Origin of the sequence: Falsihalocynthiibacter sp. S25ZX9 (assembly GCF_041205405.1) — a bacterium.
Classification (GTDB): Bacteria; Pseudomonadota; Alphaproteobacteria; order Rhodobacterales; family Rhodobacteraceae; genus Falsihalocynthiibacter; species Falsihalocynthiibacter arcticus.
Genome location: NZ_JBGFCD010000111.1, coordinates 1 through 351 on the forward strand (window position 1 = coordinate 1; position 351 = coordinate 351).

Annotated in this window: 1 protein-coding gene; it reads left to right on the forward strand. The window is 54.4% G+C overall.

All coding sequences use genetic code 11. The annotated features are described in order from the left end of the window. On the forward strand, positions 1 to 351 hold a 351-nt coding region (locus AB9F29_RS21510; protein ID WP_369757202.1), incomplete at both ends, for an extracellular solute-binding protein.

Consider the following 351-nt stretch of genomic DNA (forward strand, 5'->3'; position numbering starts at 1 on the left):
ATTTGTTTGGGGCCACGGCCCTTGTGATGTCGCCTCTAGCCGCAACAACGGTTTTTGCTGCGGACCTACCTGCCTGTGAAAACTGTTCTGACAGCATGACCATCATGTCATTGGGCGGCGCATATCAAGCATCCCAAATCGCTGCCTATTCCGATCCTTATGCAGCGTTAACCGGCATCACTGTCGTTTATGACGAAAGCTCCAATGAATCGATCGCGAAAATGCGTGCTGGTGCCGAAGCTGGCAACAGCGCGTATGACCTGATTGATGCGGAAGGCCCTGACTCACAACGTGCGTGCGACGAGGGTTTGGCCATTGAAATCGATGCCTACGCTTCCCTTGCTGCGGGCG